This is a genomic window from Paraburkholderia polaris (assembly GCF_012927345.1).
In the GTDB taxonomy this organism is placed as follows: Bacteria; Pseudomonadota; Gammaproteobacteria; order Burkholderiales; family Burkholderiaceae; genus Paraburkholderia; species Paraburkholderia polaris.
Map to the genome: position 1 here is coordinate 135,919 of NZ_JABBGJ010000013.1, position 24,078 is coordinate 159,996.

Annotated in this window: 18 protein-coding genes and 1 pseudogene; 9 read left to right on the plus strand and 10 right to left on the minus strand. The window is 60.8% G+C overall.

The window, feature by feature from the left end:
* Positions 1–199: 199 nt before the first annotated feature.
* Both HHL24_RS14205 and HHL24_RS14210 read left to right on the plus strand, forming a co-directional pair.
* A complete protein-coding gene (locus tag HHL24_RS14205; protein ID WP_169486085.1) occupies positions 200–1,438 on the plus strand; it encodes an NAD(P)/FAD-dependent oxidoreductase in 1,239 nt (412 codons plus the stop codon).
* Positions 1,439–1,601: 163 nt separating this feature from the next.
* Positions 1,602–2,435 carry a M55 family metallopeptidase gene (locus HHL24_RS14210; RefSeq protein WP_169486086.1) on the plus strand — a complete coding sequence of 278 codons (834 nt, stop codon included), beginning with the start codon at positions 1,602–1,604 and terminating at the stop codon, positions 2,433–2,435.
* A 202-nt stretch (positions 2,436–2,637) separates the two neighbouring features.
* On the opposite strand, the gene HHL24_RS14215 is transcribed toward HHL24_RS14210, so the two are convergent.
* Both HHL24_RS14215 and HHL24_RS14220 read right to left on the minus strand, forming a co-directional pair.
* Positions 2,638–3,552 (minus strand): VOC family protein, encoded by a 915-nt coding sequence (locus tag HHL24_RS14215; RefSeq protein ID WP_230417455.1) that lies wholly within the window; start codon positions 3,550–3,552, stop codon positions 2,638–2,640.
* Positions 3,553–3,570: 18 nt separating this feature from the next.
* Positions 3,571–4,362, minus strand: a pseudogene (locus HHL24_RS14220) (MFS transporter); the annotation flags it as partial.
* A gap of 791 nt (positions 4,363–5,153) precedes the next feature.
* Here HHL24_RS14220 and HHL24_RS14230 point away from each other — a divergent pair.
* Entirely contained in the window at positions 5,154–6,569 is a 1,416-nt protein-coding gene (locus tag HHL24_RS14230; RefSeq protein WP_169486088.1) for an aminotransferase-like domain-containing protein, read from the plus strand.
* A 57-nt stretch (positions 6,570–6,626) separates the two neighbouring features.
* Here HHL24_RS14230 and HHL24_RS14235 read toward each other — a convergent pair whose 3' ends face one another.
* Positions 6,627–6,815, minus strand: a complete 189-nt coding sequence (locus tag HHL24_RS14235; RefSeq protein ID WP_169486089.1) for a DUF2970 domain-containing protein — start codon at positions 6,813–6,815, stop codon at positions 6,627–6,629.
* Between the two features lie 287 nt (positions 6,816–7,102).
* On the opposite strand from HHL24_RS14235, the gene HHL24_RS14240 reads away from it, so the two are divergent.
* From HHL24_RS14240 to HHL24_RS14255, 4 genes are all read left to right on the plus strand, one after another.
* Entirely contained in the window at positions 7,103–8,587 is a 1,485-nt protein-coding gene (locus HHL24_RS14240) for a nitrite/sulfite reductase (protein WP_407947502.1), read from the plus strand.
* Complete coding sequence (locus HHL24_RS14245) at positions 8,584–8,979, plus strand: DUF934 domain-containing protein (protein WP_329606647.1); 396 nt, start codon at positions 8,584–8,586, stop codon at positions 8,977–8,979. Before HHL24_RS14240 ends, HHL24_RS14245 begins: the two co-directional genes overlap by 4 nt.
* A gap of 453 nt (positions 8,980–9,432) precedes the next feature.
* Positions 9,433–10,221, plus strand: coding sequence for an EAL domain-containing protein (locus HHL24_RS14250; RefSeq protein WP_230417456.1), 789 nt, complete (start codon positions 9,433–9,435; stop codon positions 10,219–10,221).
* Positions 10,218–12,143: a diguanylate cyclase domain-containing protein gene (locus HHL24_RS14255; RefSeq protein WP_169486091.1), complete on the plus strand. Its 1,926-nt coding sequence runs from the start codon at positions 10,218–10,220 to the stop codon at positions 12,141–12,143. Before HHL24_RS14250 ends, HHL24_RS14255 begins: the two co-directional genes overlap by 4 nt.
* 14 nt (positions 12,144–12,157) lie before the next feature.
* On the opposite strand, the gene HHL24_RS14260 is transcribed toward HHL24_RS14255, so the two are convergent.
* A complete protein-coding gene (locus HHL24_RS14260; protein WP_169486092.1) occupies positions 12,158–13,609 on the minus strand; it encodes an aminotransferase-like domain-containing protein in 1,452 nt (483 codons plus the stop codon).
* Positions 13,610–13,930: 321 nt separating this feature from the next.
* On the opposite strand from HHL24_RS14260, the gene HHL24_RS14265 reads away from it, so the two are divergent.
* Together HHL24_RS14265 and HHL24_RS14270 are read left to right on the plus strand one after the other, a co-directional pair.
* A complete protein-coding gene (locus HHL24_RS14265; protein ID WP_230417457.1) occupies positions 13,931–15,412 on the plus strand; it encodes an EAL domain-containing protein in 1,482 nt (493 codons plus the stop codon).
* A gap of 65 nt (positions 15,413–15,477) precedes the next feature.
* A complete protein-coding gene (locus HHL24_RS14270; RefSeq protein WP_169486094.1) occupies positions 15,478–16,929 on the plus strand; it encodes an aminotransferase-like domain-containing protein in 1,452 nt (483 codons plus the stop codon).
* 180 nt (positions 16,930–17,109) lie between these two features.
* Here the strand turns inward: HHL24_RS14270 and HHL24_RS14275 are convergent, their stop codons facing one another.
* From HHL24_RS14275 to HHL24_RS14300, 6 genes are all read right to left on the minus strand, one after another.
* Positions 17,110–17,811, minus strand: a complete 702-nt coding sequence (locus HHL24_RS14275) for a sterol desaturase family protein (protein ID WP_169486095.1) — start codon at positions 17,809–17,811, stop codon at positions 17,110–17,112.
* 55 nt (positions 17,812–17,866) lie between these two features.
* Complete coding sequence (locus tag HHL24_RS14280; protein WP_169486096.1) at positions 17,867–19,234, minus strand: MFS transporter; 1,368 nt, start codon at positions 19,232–19,234, stop codon at positions 17,867–17,869.
* 93 nt (positions 19,235–19,327) lie between these two features.
* Positions 19,328–21,061: a GMC family oxidoreductase gene (locus tag HHL24_RS14285; protein WP_169486097.1), complete on the minus strand. Its 1,734-nt coding sequence runs from the start codon at positions 21,059–21,061 to the stop codon at positions 19,328–19,330.
* A gap of 66 nt (positions 21,062–21,127) precedes the next feature.
* On the minus strand, positions 21,128–21,934 hold the full coding sequence (locus HHL24_RS14290) for an enoyl-CoA hydratase/isomerase family protein (RefSeq protein ID WP_169486098.1): 807 nt from the start codon (positions 21,932–21,934) through the stop codon (positions 21,128–21,130).
* A 4-nt stretch (positions 21,935–21,938) separates the two neighbouring features.
* Entirely contained in the window at positions 21,939–23,558 is a 1,620-nt protein-coding gene (locus HHL24_RS14295) for an AMP-binding protein (RefSeq protein WP_169486099.1), read from the minus strand.
* Entirely contained in the window at positions 23,551–24,072 is a 522-nt protein-coding gene (locus HHL24_RS14300; protein WP_169486134.1) for a (2Fe-2S)-binding protein, read from the minus strand. The genes HHL24_RS14295 and HHL24_RS14300 overlap by 8 nt, the downstream gene beginning before the upstream one ends.
* Positions 24,073–24,078: the final 6 nt, after the last annotated feature.

Genomic DNA, 24,078 nt, shown 5'->3' on the forward strand with positions numbered 1-24,078 from the left:
CGACACCAAAGAACACCATGTCACGCGAAAACAAACTTCGTCAAACCAGAACGCGAGTGAGCCAGGTCGTCTTCGACGGCGGTTGGGTCCATCTCGCAGATCGGGTTCCCGACGCCGCCGGCGCGTCGATCACCGAGCAGATCACCAACATACTGAATCGTATGGGCGCTGATGTTGAACGAATCATGAGGAACGGCCGATGAAGTTCGATACCATCGTGCTCGGCGCCGGCATAGTGGGTGTGTCGGTGGCCGTACACCTGCAAAAACGCGGTCGTTCGGTTGCACTGGTGGATCTCAAGCAGCCAGGCAACGAGACGTCGTTTGGCAATGCTGGACTGATTCAGCGCGAAGGCGTCTATCCGCATGCGTTTCCGCGCGGATTGCTGACGCTCCTGCGCTACGCACGCAACCAGTCGACTGATGTCCGATACCACCCGGACGCGATGCTCAAGCTCGCGCCTTTCCTGTGGCAGTACTGGCGCAATTCGCACCCGCGCCGCCACGCGGCCATCGCGCGCTCCTATGCCACGCTAATCGAACACTGCGTGACCGAGCACCGGGCGCTTGCGCAAGAAGCCGGCGCGAGTTCGTTACTGCGTCCGATCGGCTGGATGAAGGTTTTTAGAACGGCAGCCAAACAGGACGAGGAGACGAGGCGCGCCGAGCTGTGGCATCGGGAATTCGGCGTCGAGTTCGATTCACTCGACGCCACGCGCTTGCGCCAGACTGAACCGGATCTGGATACCTCGCTGCTGGCCGGGCTCCGATATGTCGCATCCGATTCAGTGAGCGATCCGAATGCGCTGGTGAGCGCCTATGGAAGGTATTTTGAGCAACTAGGCGGCCGCTTTTTCATTGGCGATGGCACCACGCTCAATGACAAGTGGGCGGTGTATACCCATGAGGGGAAGATTGAGGCCACATCCGTCGTCGTGGCGATGGGGCCGTGGTCGGAACAGGTTACCTCACGATTGGGTTATCGCTTGCCGCTGGCCGTCAAACGTGGCTATCACATGCACTATGAGGCGCAACCGGAAGCGCGCCTGAACCACCCGGTGCTCGACATCGAGCATGGCTACCTGATCGCTCCGATGAGCCGCGGAATCAGGCTGACCACAGGCGTCGAGCTGGCGCGTCGTGATGCGCCCCGAACGCCAACGCAACTGAACGCCGTTGAACCGATTGCGCGCACGCTGTTTCCTCTTGGGGCGCGTATCGACGGCGAAGCCTGGATGGGAGCACGCCCCTGCACACCCGACATGATGCCGATTATCGGCCCCGCAAGACGACACAAAGATCTCTGGTTCGCATTCGGCCACGCCCATCACGGATTTACGCTGGGCGCCGTCACCGGACGTCTGGTTGCCGAGATGATTACCGGCGAATCCCTATTGGTGGACCCGCACCCATTTCGCGCCGGCCGGTTCAGTGAATGAGGTCGGCAGTAGTGGCGACGGTTTTATCAATTTGTCGAGACCAAGACGGTGCTTTGGAGCGCTACCTCGCTGTCGGGCCGCGATGGCCGTCGACGTCTTTCATTACTCGACGCTGCGCCGGCTCTCGTGCGGCTGCTGAGTTAACCTGACTTTAATTTTCCCCATGAACGTCCTGATTTCAGTCGATATAGAAGGCATGGCCGGTGTGTTCCATCCCGAGCAGACGCGTGCGGGTAACGGCGAATATGAACGCGCTCGCCGCTGGATGACGCTTGAAGCAAACGCCGCGATACAAGGAGCATTTGCCGGCGGCGCAACCCAGGTCTGGGTCAACGATTCGCACGGCGGATTCTGCAACTTGCTGCCGGATCTGCTCGACGCCCGCGCACAGGTCGTACTCGGTAAGCCCCGGACGCTTGGCATGATGGCAGGCCTGGAGTACGGAGCCGACCTCGTATTCATGATCGGATACCACGCGATGTCGCAGAGCCGCGGCATTCTTGCGCACACCATCAACGGCTTCGCGTTTGCGCGGGTGTTGTTGAACGGCGTGGAGACCGGTGAAGCCGGGTTGTACGGTGCGCTGGCAGCGGAATACGGCGCGAGGGTCGCGCTGCTTTCAGGCGACGATGTTTTCGCCGAGGAAACGCGAGCGCAATTTCCCGATGCGAGCTTCGTCGTTACCAAGAGCGCGACGGGTCATGCGAGCGGCGTGACAAAGACGCCGGAAAGCGCGTGCGTGGCGATCGAGCGAGCGGCGCGCGCGGTGGTTGAGCGTCATCTGGCGGAGGGTACGATCCGGGATTCCGCGCTTATGTTACCAACGCCGGTTGAATGCGAATTGCGTGTGCAGACTACCGCACTTGCTGATCTGTTTTGTCAGTGGCCTTCGCTGACACGCGTGGATGGCGTGACGCTGCGCTTCAGCGCAGCGTCCGTCGAACATGGTGTGCGTATGTTGAACTGCCTGTCGGCGATGTCGTTCATGTTGAGGTGAGCAGTCGGAGGCTCACGCTCCTACCCACACTTCATGGGGAAATTGTGCGGGACCGTAGTGGAAGCAGCAAGCACGTCGTTACCCATAAACCGCTTTTAAATCAGCGTTCTACAGTAAGTCTGCGGAAGTGAAGAGGAACTCGATTGGCTTTCCGGAAAATTAACCAGACAACTTCCGTTCCGGGTGAATTCGGCGATCAGCATCAGAACACCCCGCCAAAACCCTCGCCGCCCATTCTGTAATTACGGTTAGTCAGATCCGGGTTGCGGTTCACCAAGGGTCTCGCGTACAGCGGATGCCGCAAACTGCGTACTTCGTGCTCAAGCGTGAAGCAATGCGTTCCACTCACAGGATCGACGAGTTCGGCGAAGCGATATTGGTGCGGCTCCTCCCCATAACTCAACCCGCGCTCGGCGAGCCGCTCATAAGGTCCGGAAAAATCGGACACATAGAGCTGAATGTGATGCCCGTCGTATTCCTGGCTTGCCGAGAGGGTTTCCGCGTAGACGAGTTGTTGATGCCCACCAACCGCGATCACGGCTTGTAGCGAGCCGTTGCACTCACGTACGTCGACAGACGCATCGAATATCTCCCGATAGAACCCAGCAATCGACATCGCGCAGCCGACGGGCACATCGAGTTGCACATACAAGATGCCAAGATCAATGCCCGCCCACGGGTCGCTCGCCGTGCACGCATCGGGATCGAGGCAGTCGTAACGATTCCCCCATGGACAGATCACTTCCACGCGGTCGTGCCGCTCGGTCCATCCGAATCGGGTCTGCTCCAGCACGGGCTCGACGGCGCGCAGCCGCTCGATCAGCGGCGCCCGCCCGCCCACGATCAACCCAACATGCCCGCGAAGACGCTGTGCGTCGCCGTGCGGCAAGTGAATCTGCGAGCGGCCGACGTTGATCCACATGTTGGTCACGCCCGTCATGAGAAACGGATCGCGCGTCAGACCGAGGGCACTGACATAGAACGCGGTCGCGAGACGCTGGTCTGGGATCGTGAGATTGACGTGTTCGAGCAGCACAAGATTGCCGATGTCTTCACGTGCGTAGTTGGAAAGCCCCATCTGTTTGCCCTCGAAGGATTGACCCGGTAGATCAAACATACACCACTCGCGCGGCCCTCACGAGATCCTTCCCGCGGCGCCTGCTTCGGACAATTCGATGCGCTTGATATCGCCGAGAATGAAGATGTACGACGCCGCGCCCAGCACAGCCACCGCGCCGATGAACATGAGCCCCCAATAAAACGAACCCGTGATCGCAACGATCGTGCCGATCACGATCGGCGTGACGATCCCGGCTATGTTGGCCGTGAAGTTGAAGATACCACCAGGCAGACCCATCAGCCGCTTGGGCGCGATGTCGGAAATGATCGACCAGCCCAGACCGCCCATGCCCTGCCCAAAGAACGCCAGCGACAGTACGGCGATCACGGCGGCATCGCTCTTCACGTAGATCGCCGCGACGATACTCGATGAAAGCAGCAACCCAGTGATGATAGGCAGCTTGCGCGCCAGGTTGATGCGCCCCGTGCGCCGCAGCAGAAAATCCGACAGCCATCCCCCAAACAGCACACCAACCGACGCACCGAGAAACGGCAGGATCGCAAAGAAGCCGATCTTCAACCACGCCATATGACGCTCTGTCACCAGGTACGTCGGAAACCACGTGAGAAAAAACACGACGGTCGAGTTGCCCGCGAACTGACCGATCGCTGCGCCCCAGATCTCGCGGCGGCGCAGCAGGCTGCGCACGTCGTGCCACGAGAACGGCCGCTGCGCGTCGGCTGCCGTGGACAGGCCACCGCCTGCGCCGACATGGTCGCGTTCGGCGTCGTTCATCGTGCGCGACTCATGCGGCTCGTGGTAACACATCCACCAGACGAGCGCAAACGCTAGCCCCACCGCGCCGACATCAGCCCCGCACTACTTCACTGGCTCCTTGGGCACGGCGTCCACCACGCGGCTAAGGGGCTCTATTTCGTCTGGATCGATGATGGCAGCGAGACCGGTCAGTGATCCGACATGGCGTTGAAATAAGGCTAGAAGTTCAGGGTGCAGTCCGTCACCGCGTTGGGCAGCGAGAGCGTGAAGCGAGAGAAATGGCAACATGGTTGAACTCCAGTCAGGGAAAGACAGGCGAACGCGATGTCGATGAAAGAATTGACGTAGCGGGCGTCTGCGAGATAAGCGAGGTTCGAGCGCACCGTGCGTCGTCCGCCAACCTCGGCTACTGCGGGATCGAATGACCAATTTATGGCAGTAGCTCGATACAAACACTCCGTTTCTTGCTATTAAATTTCTGTGAACGGAGATCCGCGCTTAATGCGTACGGTTTTCTCGCCCTTGATCACTCCCGCATGATGCTCCGCAGTACGCGGGGGAGAGTAAGGATCTGTCGCGGTAAAGAAAGGGGGTCAAGCATAGGTGATATGAGAAGGATGGCTACGACTTCTCACCATGCGGACTGCAAGGCGCGGGCACGCGACTGTGGCGTTTTCAAGTCTGAATGGGGCAGGTATCAAAGTCTCTTTTCGGCCGTAGAAAACTGTCACACTCGAACTTGCCCCAGTCCATTTGCGCTTGCGAAACGAACGTCGGGGCCGTCCGTTCATGAGAACATTCGTCGTGCGGCGGTTCGGCAATCGAATAAAGACCAGCCGCAGACACCCACTGGGTAAACGCAGACGAACCACGACCGTTCAATGAAACGCTTCGAATTACTGGCCAACACAATGGCCGACGACATCCGTTCTGGTACTCGCCCGGTCGGATCTCGCATGCCATCTGTGCGACAACTCACAACGCAGCACGGTATCAGCCAGTCGACTGTGTTTCGCGCTTACTATCTTCTTGAAGATTGGGGATTGATTCGAGCACGTGAACGCTCCGGATACTATGTTGCGCCGGGTGCCACGCTTAAAAACCAGCAGGCGCCGCGCCGTCCTCTCACTCTGGAGTCGGCCAAGGTTGAAATCAGTGACCTTGTTTTTTCGGTACTTGACGCCGCGAAGCACCCCGACATCGTTCCCCTCGGCTCAGCGTTTCCGTCTCCGCAACTTTTCCCACTTCAGCGCCTCGCCAAATCGCTCGGGCATTCAAGCCGTTTGATCAGTCCCTGGAGTACCGTCGTCGACCTTCCGCCGGGCAATGAGCAATTGCGTCGCCAGATTGCGTTGCGGTACATGGGGATGGGCATTGCCCAGTCGATGGAGGAACTCGTCGTCACAAATGGTGCGCTGGAGGCACTCAACCTTTGTTTGATGGCGGTTACGCGACCAGGAGACCTCGTGGCGATTGAGTCGCCGGGATTCTATGCCGCCCTGCAGGCCATTGAGCGCCTCGACCTGCGGGCGGTGGAGATTCCAGTCGACCCTGTTTCAGGCATCGATTTGCAAGCGCTTTCGGATGCCTTGGACAAGCACCCTATTCGAGCATGCTGGTTCATGACCAATTATCAGAATCCGACTGGCGCCGCGCTGTCGCAGGAAAGGAAGAAAGCGCTGGTCGAACTTCTTGCCCAGCATGACGTGCCGCTCATTGAGGACGATGTGTACGGTGAGCTGCATTATGGCCCAACGTACCCTCTGCCTGCGATGGCCTTTGACAAGACGGGACTGGTTATGCACTGCAGTTCGTTTTCAAAGACGCTCGCACCGGGATACCGTATTGGGTGGGTCGCTGCGGGTCGTTTCGCCGACAAAGTGCAGCGCCTGAAGTTGATGACCACTTTGTCGGCCAGCATTCCCGCCCAGGCGGGCATAGCGGACTATCTTCAGCATGGCGGGTACGACAAACATCTCCGGAAACTGCGCGGCTCGCTGCACGGTCAGCTCGCCGAAATGGATGCGGCGCTGCACCGCTGGATGCCTGACGATTCGCACTGGACGCGTCCCTCAGGAGGCTACTTTCTGTGGGTCCGACTTCCACCCCGTGTCGATGCGATGAAATTACACCGCCTCGCAATAGAGAACGGTATCAGCATCGCGCCGGGACCTGTCTTCTCCGCGCGGCACGAGTTCCGGGACCACATCCGGTTGAATTTCGGGCATCCGTGGAGTGACAGGATGGAGAGCGCTATTAGAACGCTATCCACGCTGCTCGCGCGAGCAAGCGAATGAGCAGCACGTCACAACATTGACCTGTCCACGCGTTACCCGGCGAATGCGCAGCACCCGTCAATGCGCCACATGGATCGCAAGCTTCGCCATGGCGAACAGCGTTGCGCCAAATCCGGCGGCAAGCGCTACCGCGACCAGCGGCAATATCGGCAGCTTGACGTCTGCTATATCGGCTTGATGCGAGGCGGCGCGGCGGACGCCGAGGAAGCTCCACAGCACGATTCGCGTCATCTTCAACAGGTTCATGGCATCACCCTCTCAAAGCAGGATTGTTCATCTCATGCGACAGTTTGAGCTGTACCAGCCGCGCAAAAAAGTAGCAGTTGCGAATAATTCTGGCGTAGCAGACTTCGCCCCTGAGACTGCCGGACCACACAACTTCGGCCCGGCTTGCCATCTGCTAGCACGTTTTCTGCGGCATCTGCTACTTTTCAGCGACCGCCGTTGCCTTTATCGTTCGCGAGTACGACGAGCCCGAGGCCGAAGTCTATCGACTTGCCTGCGAGGCACAGCGAAAGCTCGGCACCACCCGCTTGCCTACGCACTACGCGCATTTCACAACGCGTACCAATGTCCAGTTCAACTGGATTCCACTCTCGAAAGCGGCGGACGTGATGGACCTGCTCGCCAGCGTCGATATGCACGGTATTCAGACCAGCGGCAACTGCATTCGAAACATTTCCTGCGACGAACGTGCAGGCGTTGCCCCGGACGAGATCGCCGATCCGCGACCATTCGCTGAGATCATGCGTCAATGGACGACGCTGCATCCCGAGTTTGCGTTTCTTCCGCGCAAGTTCAAGATTGCAATCACCGGCGCGACCGAAGACCGGGCCGCGACGGATTGGCATGATGTCGGTCTGCGGCTCTTGAAAAATGACGCAGGCGAACTTGGCTTTCGGGTGACAGTCGGCGGAGGGATGGGCCGCACGCCCATGATCGGCGTGGTGTTGCGCGACTTTTTGCCGTGGCAACAGATCATGAACTACATCGAGGCGGTGGTGCGCGTTTATAACCGCTACGGCCGTCGCGACAACAAGTACAAGGCGCGCATCAAGATTCTGGTCAAGGCTGAGGGGCAGCACTATATCGACGAGGTGAACGAGGAATTTCGTCAGATAGTCGAACTCGATGGCGGGCCGCACACGATCCCTGAGTCCGAACTAGACCGTGTCAGCGCGTCGTTCGTGCGACCTGTGCCGAACAACCGGATACGCCCGAGCGACGACAGCGCCGGTTCGGGCCTGAGCGCGCAGCGGGAGGGCCATCCTCGCTATGGCCGATGGCTGCAGCGCAACGTGGCACGCCACAAGGACCCTGGCATGCGCGTTGTGACACTGTCGTTCAAGCGCCTGCTTCAGGCACCGGGTGACGCGTCGGCCGACCAACTCGATATTGTCGCCGACCTGGCTGACCGCTTTTCTGCGGGAGAGGCGCGGGTGACACACGAGCAAAACGTCGTGCTGCCGTGGGTCCATGCCGACGACTTGTTCCCGCTATGGAAAGCGGCTTGCGATGCGGACCTGGCAAGCGCAAACGTGCATCTGCTCACCGACATGATTGCTTGCCCGGGCGGAGACTTTTGCGCGCTCGCCAACGCACGTTCGATTCCGATTGCGCAGGCGGTCGCCGAACGGTATCAGGACCTGGACGAACTCGATGATATTGGTGAGATCGATCTGCACATCAGCGGCTGCATCAACTCATGCGGGCATCACCACAGCGGTCACATCGGCATTCTCGGCGTCGACAAGGACGGTCAGGAGTGGTATCAGGTCACACTCGGCGGAGCGGACGGCAGGACCTTGAGCGGCGCTGCACAACCTGGAAAGGTAATCGGGCCGTCCTTCTCCGCGTTGGAAATACCCGACGTTGTCGAGGCGATTCTCTCCACATACCGTAATGTCCGAAACACGGACGGAACGCGGGAGACATTCATTCAAACCGTAAAGCGCGTCGGACTCGAACCGTTCAAAGCTGCCGCCGAGAGCGCCCGATGGAAGGAGGTTTCGCTGTGACAAAGGGCATCCACCTGAGAATCTTGACGACGTCAGAACATCTCGCCGACGACGTCACGAGCGCGGTTCAGCTCGCCAACGACGCTGACCCGACGACACTTGCCGACCGGATTGGAAAGATCGCACGCGTCGACCTGCACTTCCCGCACTTCACAGATGGACGGGCATACAGCCAAGCCTATCTGCTGCGCCGCAGGCTTGGATTCAAGGGGGATTTACGCGCTACTGGCGACGTCCTGATAGACCAGCTTGTACAGATAGCGAGGACGGGATTTTCTAGCGCGGTGCTGAAAGAAGGGGTTGACCCGGCTGACGCGGAACGCCAGTTCGAACGGTTCCCCGGGTACTACCAGGCCAACGCTGTAGAGACTAGCGAAAAGTTGCATCGGTGAGCTCGAACTGCGCTGGCCGCCGGGTATCTAAACCACCAACTCATGCTGAATTGACGGCTTCTGGGCAAGCAAACTGGAAAGCTTTCTCAAGCCTGCCTCAGCGCATTGCCGCGCCGACTTACCCTGCGTATGACGGCGGATCTGATACGCATGTTTTGACACTAACTGCTACTCGTTTTCGAAACGCAGTCAGGTCATAGTACGCAACCCAGATAACGGTGCGAAAGCAACTTCATGCGGTTTTTCCAACGCTACACAGCACGAATACGCCGGCTGCGACCTGTATTCGACGGGCATCTTGACGCGGTGGTGACTGTCGCCGTTGCGTCGAGCCTGGCTGGTTTGCTCGCGGCCAGCCTGATCGCATCTCGCGACGCCGTTGTGCTGGCTATCGCGCTATCGGCCTGCAGCGCGCTTGTGTACGTTGGGTATCGGCTCCGCCCAAAAGTAAAATTGCGGCGCGCGGCGCGTATCGGTCTTCGCCGCGGGGAGTTCCATGTCGTCTATCAGCCCATTGTGGACACGCGCACGCGACACTGCGTGGGCGTCGAAGCCCTGCTCCGGTGGGGCCATCCAAAGTTCGGAGCCGGGGGCCCGGGGCTGTTCATTGGAGAGCTCGAAGGCACGCGTTTGCTCAGCGCGTTGACCTGTTTCGTGCTGCGCGAGGCGAATAACGCACTGACCCAACTGCCGTTCCCTCAGCACTGGCACATATCGATAAATATCTGCGCGCGGCATCTGCTGGAGGACCGCTTTGTCGAGGATATCTGCGAGTCCGCCGGTCCGATGCTGGAGCGCCTTGTTCTGGAACTCACCGAGCGCAGCTGCGTCGAGCGTACGCCGCGGGTTGTCACGGCGCTTAGCCACATGAAGCAACGCGGCGTACGCCTGTCACTCGACGATTTCGGCACCGGCTTCAGCAATCTGGACTTACTCGCGGACTTCCGGTTTGATTACGTGAAGGTAGACCGGCGATTTCTAGCCCTGCGCGGCGAAGCGCGCATCCAGTTTCTGAAGTCGGTAGCCGCGTTAGTGCATGCACTTGGTGCGAAAGTTGTCGTGGAAGGCGTCGAATGCGCTGCGGAACACGATGTGGTACAGCGCTCGGGAATCGACCTCGCGCAGGGATACTGGTATGGGAAGCCGATGGCGGTCGATCAGCTCCGTGCGTTCGCGTCGGCGTCGGCGTCGGCGTCGATAAATACATTACATGATGTGACCGGAACGGAGCATGAAGCGTGAAAGACGAATGCATCATGGATGCGCAGCAAGAACAACAACAGCAACGACAATCAGCCAGCGCCCCCCTGCCCCCAGAAAGCGACTACGATCAGTACTTTGAGCGCGTGACCCGGGTCGCCGCGCGCGCGCTGAATTTACCAATATCCGTCGTATGTCTCGACAGACCGGGCCAGCCAGAAGTCATAGGCGCAACCGGGTGCGAACGGGACGTCGTATTCCATGTGGGGACGTACTATCGCCGGACGCTCCAATGCGAGGAACCGTTCGTCGTCAGGGATGCGTTGTCCGATGCGGAGCTTGCGCAGGGGCCACTGGCAACCAGCGAATTGGGGATCCGCTTTTTCGCAGGCATTGCGCTGCGTCTACCGTGCGGCAAACCCATCGGTATGCTATGCGTGATGCACTCGATGCCGCGGCGCTTCACGCGCCAACAGCGTCAGATGCTGGTAGACCTGGGTCAAATGATCGAGCACGAAGTTGGCCTGCGCAAGCTGGACAGCTCTGATCGTTTGCAGGTGCTTCAGGCGATCGACCGGCTTCAGGCCCAGCATGCGCTTTACGTCGAGACGTTCCATCGGACTCCGGTCGCTATCGCGCATATCGGCAGGGACTGGGAGTGGCGGCACATGAATGATGCCTGCGTGAAATTCTTCGCGCACTCGCGCGCTCCGTTGACGAAAACGAACATACTCGATCTGCTGGATGCGAGCGACCGGACCAAGCTTGAACAGGCCGTGCAGGCACTCAATCGTGGCCGCGGGGTCGAGGTGTTGACGCTCGATGTGACGTTCCGGTTGCGCAACAAGCAAAGTAAGCCCGCGCGAGTGCAGGTGGCACTGAAGCAGACGACGTCGACCCGCGACGGAGGCTGGCTGTTTGTCATTCACGATACCCAAGCGGAGCAACGGGAAAAAACCGCGCGCGATGTGCGCGAGGCTGCGTTGCATCGGGGAGCCCATGAGGCGTCGGAAGTTCTGCGCAGGGCGCATGAGCAACTGACGAACGCCGAGCGACAATTGGGAGCCACGCGCGTAGATTTGCGCGCCATCGCTGACAATCTGCCGGTGCTGGTCGCTTACGTCGACGGTGAGCGACGTTTTCGGTTCGCCAACTCAACCTATCGCGAGTGGATGGGGTTGGACCCGGAGGAGATTGTGGGACAGCTCACCCATGAGGTTCTCGACGCCGACTATTTTGCTGCCATCGAGCCGTACGTCCAACGCGTGCTTAACGGCGAAAGGGTCGAGTACGAGGTCGGAGCGACGCTAAATGGGACCCACCGTGTCCTGCGTGGTGTGCTGGTGCCGCGTCGCGTGCACGATCAGTCTGCTGACGGGTACTACCTGCTAGTGCACGATGTGACCGAGCGAACGGCGTTGCTCGATCGCCTGCGGCATCAGGCGTTTCACGACGCGCTGACCGGCCTGCCGAACAGACGCTCGTTCCTCGAGAGGCTGGATGAGGCATGCGCAGCAGGCGGCGACGGTGTGGCTGCCATCATGTTTATCGACCTGGACGGCTTTAAGGCTGTCAACGATACCTACGGGCATCAGTGCGGCGACGAAGTACTGGTTGAAGCCGCGCGCCGGATCAGCCGCTGCGTACGTGGTGGGGATCTGGTTGCGCGGCATGCCGGAGATGAGTTCACGGTGCTGCTGGCCGGCCCTGCAATCGATCGTGCTGCACTGGAGAAAATTGCACGGGCGATTCTGCAGACACTGAGCCAGCCCCTAACGTTCGGAGCGAAGGTCGTCCAGTTATCGGCGAGTATCGGCATGCTACCGCGCGACCAGGCAGCGTCATTGAGTGGCGAAGCCCTGTTACGCGCGGCGGATGCCGCAATGTATCGCGCGAAAGTCGCAGGCAAGGCGCGTATTGTCGTGCACGAGCTTCACGATTCACCGGCCGGGGTGTACGGTTGAGATCGACGCCCGTGTCATGCCGGCCGAACCGGACCGGTCAGCTTTGCGCCGCAACGCGATTCATCAGCGCACAGGGCGCCTAGTGTCGCGATCGCTTTATCGAGCTGCGCCGACCACGGGTATCCATAGTTCAGACGCACACAGTGTCGAAAGGCGCCGTCCGCAGAGAAGATAGGTCCGGGCGCGATGCTGATGCCACTGTTGAGCGCAGCCTGGAAGAGGTGTATCGAGTCGACGTGATCCGGTAGCACCACCCACGTGAAATAACCGCCGCCAGACCTCGCCGCCATCGTATTGGCCGGGAAGTACCGGCTAATCGCGTCGAGCATCTGCGATTGCTGAAGGGCCAACTCGCGACGTAGTTTGTGCAGGAAACGTTCATAGCCGCCGTGCTCCAGATAGTCGGCGATTGCGCGCTGCGCCGGCATGCTGGCCGATAGCGTGGTCATCCATTTCGCACGTTCCAGCCTGCCCGCGAACCTTCCGGCTGCCGCCCAGCCGATACGATATCCGGGCGCGAGGCACTTCGCGAACGACCCACAATGGATGACAAGACCGTTCCGGTCGAAGAATTTGGCCGGACGCACCGGGTCCGCGCCAAAATGCAGCTCGTTGTAGACGTCATCCTCGATGAGCGGCACGTCGTGTCTGGCGAGCAGATCAACCAGCGCCTGCTTCCTGGAATCGCTCAGCGTCACCCCGGTCGGATTGTGAAACGAGGTCATGAACCAGCAGGCGCGAACCGGATGTTGCTGCAGCGCCCGCGCGAGCGCATCCAGATCATGACCCTCCACCGGGTCAACAGGAATCTCCACTACGTTCAGCCTCAGACGCTCGATAGCCTGCAGCGCTGCATAGAACGTCGGCTTTTCGATCACGATCACATCGCCTGGCGCGGCGAGCAACTGGGCGCTTAGCGTCAGGGCTTCGAGTGCCCCGCTCGTAATGATTATCTCGTCGACAGGCACCGTCATCCCCGCCATCAGGTAACGCAACGAAATCTGCCGGCGCAATCCTTCGTGCCCTGGCGGCAGTCCGTCAACCATGCTGGCCAGGCGCGTTGAACGATTGACCGTCGCGCACGACTTTCCGACACGCGCCATCGGAAACAGCGCAGGGCTCAAGAACGCTGAGCCAAGTGGGACGGTCTCGGCCTGCCTGATCGTCTTGAGGACCTCAAAGACAAGGTCGCTGACATTGACGGTCTTCGTGTCGGTACTCAGCGAGGTCTTGGGCCTTTGCCGCGGTAATTCTCCGGAACTCGGCGACACGAAATAGCCTGAACGCGGGCGCGCCTTGATCATACCCCGATTTTCGAGCAGATAGTAGGCACGAAATACTGTCGCAGGACTCACGCCCCAAGCCTTGCACGCCGCGCGAACCGAAGGGATACGCGCGCCGGGTGGCAGATCACCGCGCTTGATGAGCTCACTGAGTTGGTCGGCTAGCTGCTCGTACCGTTTCAACTTGTACTCCTCACAGATAACACCGTTGTGGGCGTCGCACCAGCCCTGGTAGCGCACACACTCAACGTTAGAAGAATGCCACTTATCAATCTGATACGGCCTTTCTTTTGCAATCTGCGTCTATTGCGGACGCGCACACGCTGGCAAAGTGCGGCGCAGACAGTGTCCATTTCTTTCGATGTTTCGCCTACGCGTAGCCGGCCAATCGATAGCGATTTTTAAGCCGAATCTTTTAACGAAAAATCAATGGCATTTGGGTTCCCGGTATCAACCATCAAATGCAGCGCGTTCATCGCGCTCCGTCGGGCCTGGAAACGAGGTATGGCAGTCGTGCTGGTCACCTGCGCAGGCACCGCACTCGCCCTTGCAGGTCCGGCCGACCCTGGTTCCAGTCGCAGTCATACGTTTGAACGCACCGTCTGGCAACGACTGACGGACTGGTTTGCTGGTCCACCAGCGCCCCCGATTCGCTTCGGCTCAGCCTGCGCGTCCATTGCGCAGTTGCCCGCTATTCCCGCCACCCTTGCCGGACCGGTTGCGGGCCCGATGCCTATACTGACGAATACTTGCGATTCGCTGGACGATACGCGTGGCGATGCCGCCGGCACCGCTGCAGCGATGGCCAGTTCGGGGTCGAACGTTGCGACGCTGCTTAGGGAACTGCGGTGGCAACTCAGCGACCGCGCGGCGGCAGAACGAGGCGGCCTTCTGGCCTCTGACGCAGTAGCCGGTATCGCGTCGCGGGTCGACCGGGCGGAGCAGTCGCCGGAACCAGCAGTGATGTCGACCCCGGATTGCTCATTGGGTAGCGATTGTGAAACTCAAGCGGTCTCACCTTCGATCGACGCCGACACACTGGCCTCGGTGCAGCCTTCGGCGAGCACTGCTACGCAGCGTACTTCAGTATGGACCATATTGGGCTTTGTATTGTGGCCGATCCTGGTGGTGGTCTCGGTCGTTGTTGTCGGTTGGGCCCTCAAAAGGTGGTTTCGCTACGATAAGTCCTTGCTGCGCGCAGCGCGTGCAGGGCTGCGTCGTGGCCGGTTCCATGTTGAGTATCAACCTGTCGTGGGCGTGCGGCGGGCCAAGTGTGTCGGCGTCGAAGCATTCCTGCGGTGGGACAACGAAAAATATGGCGCGCTGGGGCCGGCCCACTACATGGAGTTCATTGAGAGCAGTAGCCTGATTGGGCCAATGACGCGATTCGTCCTGTCGCGTGCCGCTCAGGATCTGCGGGAAATGGGCGCTCCGAAATCGCTCTACCTGGGCGTTACCGCTCCCGCTTCTTACCTGGTAAGTTCCGCGTTCATCGCGGACCTGGATGACGTTGGCTCCCTCGGTCTTCCACCGCTAATACTGAGGATCGGGGCAAGCAGCGCGAGGAAGTTCAGAAAACGTCTCATCCCGATGATGGCGCGGGCGCGTGATAAAGGAATGCGTTTTGCGCTGTCGGGCGTGCGTCCCATTGACGTCGGACTTGAACTGCCGGCAGACATGACCTTTGAGATGGTGAAGATTGACAGGGACGTGCTGGGAATGGATCCCGATGAGCGCTCCAGACAGATCAATGCGTTGACGAGCATGGGGCATGAGATGGGCGCCGTGGTCGTGGTCGAAGGCATTGAGAACGCGGCGCATCACAACATCGCGCGGGCAAGCCGGGCCGAATTCGGTCAAGGTTTCTTCTACAGTCGTGCACTCGGCGCCAGCCAGCTGAAGGCATTTCTCCAGACCACCAACGCCCCGTCCTCAAAGCCGGCGGGAGCCGCAACCGTGCTCGGCTGGCGGGTCCGAAATTTCTAAAGGAGGCATTCCGCCCGCACCCGGAGCAACCCGGGTCAATTTTCATTAATTAGCATGACATAATAATGAAGCGCTATCTCCAACTGGCGGCAGAGTTCGAAAACCTGATTGCGAACGGTACGCTTGAGCCTGGCGTGCGGCTCCCGTCGGTGCGCCAGGCGAGCGGTTCGTACCGCGTCAGCCCTTCAACGGTTTTCCAGGCTTACTACACGCTCGAACGACGAGGCCTGATCGTAGCAAGACCTCGGTCGGGTTATTTCGTCGCAAGTCGCCCTGCGCCAACGAAATCCCTAACGATCGTTTCCAGGCGCAGTATTGACGAGGACGATGACGACAGCCTGGTTATCCGCTTCATGCAGGCTCAGCGTCGATGCGCGTATCCGGGGCTTGGCTCTTCGGAGCCAAGTGCCCAGTTGTTCCCGTTTGGCCGGATCTCGCGCTCGTTGACTGCGGCGACCCGGCGGATGGCCAGTTCCCGGAATGCCTTGTCGGCGGGAAAGGCGGAAGCAGATCTGCGTCGCCAGATCGCCCTGCGCTACATTGTCACGGGTGTTACCGTTCCAATCGATGAGGTTGTTGTGACGAGCGGCGCGCTCGATGCACTGATTCTGTGTCTGCAGGTTCTGACGCGGCCTGGCGACACCATCGCAATAGAACGGCCTGCTTTCCATGCTGTGCAAGATGCGGTTCAGCGCCTGCATCTGAAGGCCGTGGAAATCCCTGTCGATCCACACCGTGGACTCGACCTCGGCGCGTTAGCGCAGACGTTGCGGCAGCATCCGGTGCGGGCTTGCTGGTTTATGACGACGCTGCACCAGCCTACCGGCGCGACGCTCTCCGATGAACGGAAGGAGGCGCTCGTGAGGCTGCTGGCAAAACATGGCGTACCGCTAATCGAGGACGACGTATTCCGCGAACTGCATTTTGGTTTGACGCCGGCGTGTCCAGCGAAGCGCTTCGATTCTAAAGGCCTCGTGCTGCACTGCGGTTCGTTTTCGAAAAGCCTTGCGCCTGGCCTACGCCTCGGCTGGGTAGCGGCGGGGCGATACGCCGCGAGAATTGAGCACGCGCGTTGGCTGACGATGGCCCCGGCGTCTGTGCCCGCGCAATGCGCAATTGCCGACTACCTTGAGCACGGGGACTACGACCGGCTTCTACGCAAACTGCGTCGCGACCTGGCGTCCCTTCAGACCCGGATGGTGGCCGCCGTCGTCAGGTACTTCCCTCAGGGGACATCAGTGGTCCGGCCGCCGGGCGGATTCTTTCTATGGGTGGAACTTCCAGAAGGAGTCGAGGCAGTGCAGTTGTTCGAGATGGCGAAAGCGCACGAAATCGCGATAGCGCCTGGTGCAATCTTTTCATGCAGCTGCGAATTTCGCCGTCACATCCGGCTTAACTATGGCCGTCCGTGGACCCCGGACGTTGAAGAGGAGATGCACACTTTGGGCATGTTGGCGAGGCGAGCAATGGCTCAGCAAGAGACAGCCCGCCATGCCGGGCGCGAAGGAGCGGAATAAATAGCAGACGTCGGCCCGCGCTTTCAGGCCGACGTTCAAACAGCAGCTCTTCGATTTCGCGCAGGCTTATTGAACACCTTCGCTACAGCCGGATTCAGGTTCTGCTTCATCGATCAGATCGCTCGTTCCCGGGGCTTCAGCATAGCAGGTCCCTTATTGCGAAAAGGCCACTGAAGCTCCTTATGGACGACGCGCCAGCGGCTCGCGTGCGGTGCGCGGCGCATCCCTGCGCGTGCCGAACAGCGTGTCGCAGATGGGAAACGTCAGGTTGAAGTTTTGCGTCGCCATCAGTTCGGGATCGTGGTGCGTGACGTGCAAGCGCCGCACGGTATTGACGAACGGAACGCGGTCGAGCAACGGGCAGTCGGTGACGTGCGACAGTGTGTGCAGACCCTCGTACATCAGGTAGTACGCCGCCATCGTGAACAGCGCGATATACCCCGCATTGCGCGAAAACACATAACCCATGACGAGCGCGAACGGCACTGCGGCCAGCACAAACGCGACCGGCGCAAACGGCGGAAACAACAGGGCGCGCCAGTGCCGCTGGCCCTTGTATTCGAGCGTGACGTGCGTGAAGAACCTGTGATGGACCGCGCAGTGCCGCTTGTAGATCATGCTGAAGTACTTCGTCGGGCGATGCAGCACGTAGCGATGCGCGGCCCACTCTGCCCAGTTGCCGAACAGAAAGAGCGGAATGACCGCCATCCATTCGGCAAGCGTGGGCGCATGAAGCTGCGTGAAACAGTACCCGATCACTGCACCCGTGAAGAGCAGTGTGAAGCCAAGGTGCAGTTCACCGCGATACCAGGGCGGCGTGGCCGCAACATAATCGTCGCGAAACTGGTATGAGCGTGCGCGAACGTCCTCGTCGTATTTCATTGATGTCTCCTGTATCTGAGCAATGCGGGCGCGCTTTTGCGCCCGCTGGAATGCATTAGGCGGCCTCGCGGGCGGTGCCGTTATCGAGCTTGCCGAGGGTCTCCGGCACGATGAACGCCCCCACCAGGAAAATTACGCTGATCGCCCCGGCAAAGATCGCGAGGGTCATCGGCAACTGGCTGGCGTCTTTTGCCACCAGCGAGACGGCGGTCGGCATCATCCCGCCGATCGCGAAGCCGATGTTCCATGACAGCCCCGTGCCCGTGGCGCGAATCGCGGTCGGAAAGCGTTCGTTCAGGAAGATCAGAATCGGCGCGTAGCCGGCGCTGCCGAGCGCGCTCAGAATCACCGCGTAGACGCCGATTGTCGTGATGCTTTGCGCTGTGGGCAGCAGCAGGAATAGCGCAGGCAGCGCGAACAGACGAATCAGGCCGATCCAGACGAACGCGCTTTTGCGTCCGATGAAGGTGCTCAGATGTCCCGCCGCGGTGGACGCGACGACCACCGCGACGCTGGAGATCATCAGAATCGCGGCCGCGGCGCCGTTCGGTGCGTGACTCACCACCTTGAGGAAGGTCGGCAGGTAGCCGGACGTGAGGTAATAGCCGCTACCGCCGCCGATCGTCAGCAGCAGATTGATGAACAGAATCGAGCGATAGTCACGTGAAAACAGCGTGCGGATCGGCGAGCGGACGACCTCGACCGGTGCGGCTGTGTTCTGCATGGCGGCCTTCTCGGCGGCCAGCTTCTTCCACAGCGGCGACTCTTCCAGACTACTGAAGACGAACAAGCCGAGAATCGAACTCACAATGCCGGTGAAGAACATGCAGCGCCAGCCCCACACGTCGAACAGGTCGCCCGGGAAGATCGCCGACATCGCCAGATAGGCGAGCGATGCGAGCAATGCGCCGAGTCCCGCCCCGCCACCACCGATCAGCCCCGACACGGCGCCGCGATATTTCGGCGCGACCGATTCGGTGCCGATGGTGTGCGTCGACGCCACCACGCCGCCGACGAATACGCCTTGTATCAAACGCAGCATCAGGAACAGGATCGGCGCGACCAGGCCGACTTGCGCGACCGTCGGCAGCAAGCCGAAGGCTGCTGTCGAGAGACCCACGCCGACCACCGCAGTGATCATCGCGCCCTTGCGGCCGTGCCGGTCCGCGTAGGAGCCGAACCATGCCGAGCCGAGCGGGCGCATCAGCAGGGTCACGGCAAACGATGCATAGACCGCGGCGAGCGAGAGCATGGCGTGTTCGGACGGAAAGAACAGCCGTCCAACTACCGGTGCGACGAACAGCAAGACGAACAGATCGAACAAATCCAGTGCCCAACCGAGGCACGAGGCCACTACTGCACCCATCACTTGCCGCTGGTCTACCGCGGGCAAGGCGGCGCCATTCTGCGCTGCTACGGACATCGTCATCTCCTTGATTTTCAGCGGGCCGTCTTTCGATCGCCCCCGTTGTAAGGCACGTTCTGGATTGCGTGCTCTTAGTTGTGTTAAGAAACCTTATTGATCGACCACCGGGGGCGGCGTCGTGTTCGACGCTGCGCCCGTGTACCTTCGCGCGAGCATCGCGTCGGCGATCTTTTCGGCCATCATGATGGTCGGGATATTCGTATTCGCCGAAGGCAGCCGCGGCATCAGTGACGCATCGACGACCCGCAAGCCCTGCGCGCCACGCACGAGGCCCGCGTTGTCCGTCACAGCCATGACGTCGTTCGCATCGCCCATCTTGCAGGTGCCGCTCGCGTGCCATACGCCGAACACATTGGCGCGGATGAACGACTCAAGTGCGTGCTCATCGGCAAGCAGTGCGGACATTTTCTGGCCTCGCGTGAAAAACCGTTCGATCAACGCCCGCCGGATCGGCGCAGGTGTGTCGAGCAGCACCCCAAGCATCGAGGTCAGCGCGGCGTTGCCGGTTCCGACGCGGCTAAGCGCCTTGACCCGTGGTGAAAACGCCGCGGGGAAAAAGTCGCGTGGATCGTGACCGAGCCCCGAGGCCTCGACGATTTTCGCCAGCATTCGTACGCCGAAAGCGAGGCGCGCGACATCGCGTGGATCGTCGAGCAGATTCAGATCGACGCGCGGCGGCACCGCGGCGTCGGGTGAAACGAGTCGCACACGGCCGCGTGAATACGGGCGATTGCACCAGAGAAAGAACAGCCCGAGCCGGTTGCCGAGCGCATGCCATGCGGCACGAGTCGCACTCGACAGATACAGATCGGACGCATCGCACCCTGCCACGCCGGAGGTGAAACGCGCGGCTGTCATACTCGCGCGGCGCCGCGACAAAGGCATGCGATAACGTCGCTCGAGAAAATGGCAGAAGGTCAGCGACGGATGATCCTGAAGATTACGCCCCACGCCCGGCAGATCGATCATGCAATCGATGCCGAGCGCGCTCAGATCTTCCCTCGCGCCGACGCCCGCTCGCATCAGCAGCGCCGGCGATTGCAAGGCGCCTGCACAGAGCACTACATCATTCGCCTCGAAACGCACGTGGGCACCGTTGCTCGCGACAGCCACCACACCGCGCGCGACCATGCCCTCCATCACAATGCGCTCGACGCGCAGGTCCGGATAAATGTGCAGATTGCGGCGCCTGCGCGTCTGCGCATCCAGATAGGCGACGGCGGTCGAGACGCGCTTGTCGTCGAGATTCGAGAACGCGCCGGGAAAGTAGCCGTCACCGAATTCGCCGTTCTGGTCCTGCAGGCTGGCGAAGCCGTTTTTACGCATCCCGTCGGCAAACGCATGGCAGAACGGCGGCCAGTCGGCCTGAAGGACACGGCGAATAGGCACCGGCCCATCGCCGCCGTGCAATTCGCCTTCCGGGAAATTCACGTCGCGTTCGAGCTTGCGGAAATACGGCAGCACGTCCTGCCACGCCCAGCCGGTTGCGCCATTGGCGGCCCAGCCGTCGTAGTCGCGCGGCAGGCCGCGATTGGCCGATTGCACGTTGATACTCGATCCGCCACCCATCACGCGCCCTTGCTCATAGACACGCGGTGCGGCCGTTCGGGTGGCGCTCGCTTTGAGCTCCGGCCAGATGTACGTGTCGCCACAGAAAACCGGCATAGGATAGCTGTCGAGAATCTCTGCGGGCACGGCGCCCGGCGGCGTATCCTTGCCCGCCTCGATCAACGCGACGCGCAACGAGGGTACCGCCGACAACCGATGCGCAAGCACGCATCCGGCTGATCCACCGCCCACAATCACGTAATCGAAACGCTCCATATGCCTGGTCTCCTGCGGTTTTTTATTCGCTACGGGGTGTTGCCGCTATGTTGTGCGGCGTTCGGTTCAACTGCCGCGAAACACCGGCTTGCGTTTGCCATGAAACGCTTCGACCCCCTCGCGGAAATCGTCGGACGTGCGCAGACGGCTATAGCAATGCCCTTCCAGTTCGATCGCGATCGAGAGCGGCGCATCTTCGCTATCGTTCAGCAGCTTCTTGGCGGTGCGTTGCGCGAGCGGCGAGAAGGCCCGCAGTTCATCCACCAACGCATCAGTCGTGGCTTCGAGTTGCGCATCGGCCACGCACTCCACCGCGATGCCCCAGTCGTAGGCCTGCTTGCCCGGAATGCGGCGCGAGCGCATGACGACGTCCTTGGTTCGGCCGACGCCCACCATCTGCTGCAAACGCGCCGAGCCGCCCGAGCCCGGGATCTGGCCGAGCTTCTGTTCCGGCAGTGCGTAGAAGGTCGTGTCGGTAGCGATGCGGAAATCGCACGCGAGCGACAGTTCGAAACCCACGCCGAAGCAGAAACCGCGATTGGCGGCGATCACCGGCTTCGAGCAGCGCGCGGGTGCCGCGATATTCCAGGCGAGTTTGGACACGTGTTCCGGCGACGCCTCGAGAAAGCCCTTGATGTCGCCGCCGCTCGAGAAGTGTTCACCCTTGGCGCGCACGACGATCACGCGCACGCGCTCGTCTTCGTCGAGTGCTTCGAAGGCCGCACGCAACTGGTCGCGTGCATGCATCGAAATCACGTTAAACGGCGGGCGATGCAGGATAATGTCGGCCCGCTCGCGCTCGGCGTCGATCTCGATCGAAAAGCCGTCGAGTTCTTGCAGCAGGCTCTGGCCGCGGTGGATCAAGTCGGTCATGGGGTTACTCCTTGGTAGTTTCCGTGTGTGTGGCAATGAATTCGCCGCTGGCGCGGCTGTGGTTGCCGTCGTTACCGTCGTGAGGCTGACCACGTTCGTCGCGTTCGTACTCGCCCGCGGACAGCTTGCGGCGCAAGATCTTGCCAACCGGCGATTTCGGAATGTCGTCAACGAAGACGTATTCGCGCGGCCGCTTGAAGTTGACGAGATCGGACGTGCGGCAATGCGCATCGAGCGTTTCAGCATCGACGTATTCGCGGCGTTTGACGAAGGCGACGACCCGTTGGCCCCACCGCTCGTCCTTCACGCCGGCCACCGCCACGTCGTCGACGGCGGGATGCAGAGACAGCACCGATTCGATATCGACCGGCGAAATGTTCTCGCCGCCGCTAATGATCATGTCGTCGACGCGTCCCGACACGTACAGGTCGCCTTCGACGTCGAAGAAGCCGGTGTCGCCGGTGAAATACCAGCCGTCGCGCAATGACCTGGCGTTGGCGTCGGGGCGGTTCCAGTAGCCTTCGAAAGCTTCGTCGCCGAGCAGGTCGGCGATGATCTGGCCTTCTTCGCCAACCTGCGCCAGGTCCTCCGGCGTTTGCGCATCGAGCTTCACGACACGCAGGCGCGTATTGATGCCAGCACGCCCTGCGCTGCCCGGTTTCTGCGTTGCATCCTGGTCGATGCTGAAGGTGTAGACCTCCGACGAGCCGTAGTGATTGACGAACAGTTCGGGTTTGAAAGCAGCCGAGAGCCGCTTGAGCAAACCGTCGTTCATCGGTGCGCCGGCAAAGCCGAGCTTTTTGACCGAGGTCGTGTCGATATCGGCGAAAGCCGGATCGGCCAGCAGATCGTGATAAAGCGTCGGCACCAGATAGAGGCAGCTGATCTGATACTGCGCGATTGAATCGAGCGCGAAGCGCGCGTTCCAGCGGCGCGCGCAAACGAACACGCCGTCAACCATTGCCATCGAGAGCAGCGAGCGCACGCCCATCGTGTGATACAGCGGCATCACCCCGAGCGTGCGCTCGCCATGCCGGTACAGGTTCTGCGCGACATGGGCGAGCGCGGCAGCCCGCTCATGACGGTGACGGCGCGGCACGCCTTTGGCCTTACCTGTCGTGCCCGACGTGTAGAGAATCAGCGAGTAGTCGTCCGCATTCGCACGAATGGTCTGGATGCTTGCATCATGCGAGCACTCGACAAGGAGTGTTGAGAATCTGGCGGTGTGGCCTTGCGCGTCGTCGAGCCCGATGCGCGGCAGATTTTGCGCAGCCGTGCTTTGCGTGACCGCTTCGGCACTGACCGGTTCATAGACGATCGCCTTCACGCCGGCGTCGGTCACGCAGTAGTCGAGTTCGTCAGGCTTGGCGCGCCAGTTCAACGGCACGATCACAATGCCGGCGAACTGGCAGGCCCAGTGCAAGGTTGCCATTTCCCAGCGGTTTTGCAGCACGACGAGCAGCCGGTCCCCGTGCGCGAGACCCAGTTCGCGCAGGCCTTCGGCGACGTTCACAATGATGCGATGCCACTGCGCATAGGTCAGTGTCAGGGCGCCATCGACCAGAGCGAGCGCGTTCGGGCTGCGCTCTACGCTTTGCAGATAGGTTCGGCCGAGATCAAGCATGAGCGGTCTCCAAAGTCTCACCGGCCTGCTTGCCTGCCTGACGTCCTGCCGCCACGTCCAACACCGCTGCGACGATCGGCGTATAACCCGTACAGCGACACAGATGGCCCGAGAGCATGTCGCGCACCTGCGCCTCGGTGGGATCGGGCACGCGCTTCAGATAGTCCGCGCACGACATCAGAATGCCGGCCGTACAGAAGCCGCACTGCAACGCGTGGTGGCGTTGAAACGCCTGCTGCAGATCGCCGAGCACCATATCGGGCGCGAGGCCCTCGACCGTATCGATGCGACGCCCTTGCGCCTGCACCGCCAGCATCAGGCAAGAACGCCCTGCCACGCCGTCGATGTGTACCGTGCACGCGCCGCAGACGCCATGTTCGCAACCGACATGCGTGCCGGTCGCGCCCAGTTCGTGACGGATAAAATCCGACAGCAGTTCGCGTGGCTCGCAATAGCCGCTGCGTTCGCGGCCATTGAGCGTCAGCGTGATGCACTGCCGGTCACCCTGCCGCATGATGTT